The organism is Erythrobacter sp. SN021 (assembly GCF_021864455.1).
In genome coordinates, this window is record NZ_JAKKUW010000087.1 from 1 (window position 1) to 435 (window position 435).

At 62.5% G+C, this 435-nt stretch carries 1 pseudogene; it reads left to right on the forward strand.

From position 1 onward, the window contains the following. Nucleotides 1-435 (forward strand): annotated as a pseudogene (locus tag L5849_RS15065) (hypothetical protein); the annotation flags it as partial.

Sequence of the window (435 nt, forward strand, 5' to 3'; positions counted from 1 at the left end):
ATTCGAGCGAGAACTTCCTCACCGGCTACAGCCATGCGCAAGGGTCGGGCACGCTGTCCTACGATCCGCTGGGTCGGCTCTATCGCTATACCGCGCCGCAGGTCGATACGCGCTTCGCCTATGACGGGATCGATATGATCGGCGAATACAATGCCTCGGGCACGCTGCTGCGCCGTTATGTCCACGGCCCCGGGATCGACAATCCGCTGGTCTGGTACGAAGGCGCGGGGACGGCCGGTCGGCGCTATCTGCACAAGGACGAACGGGGCAGCGTGATTGCGGTGAGCAATGCCTCGGGCGCGATGCTTGCGATCAACAGCTACGATGAATACGGCATTCCGGGCACGGGCGGGCTGGGGCGGTTCCGCTATACCGGGCAGACATGGTTGCCGGAACTGGGCCTCTACTATTACAAGGCCCGTATGTATTCGCCCA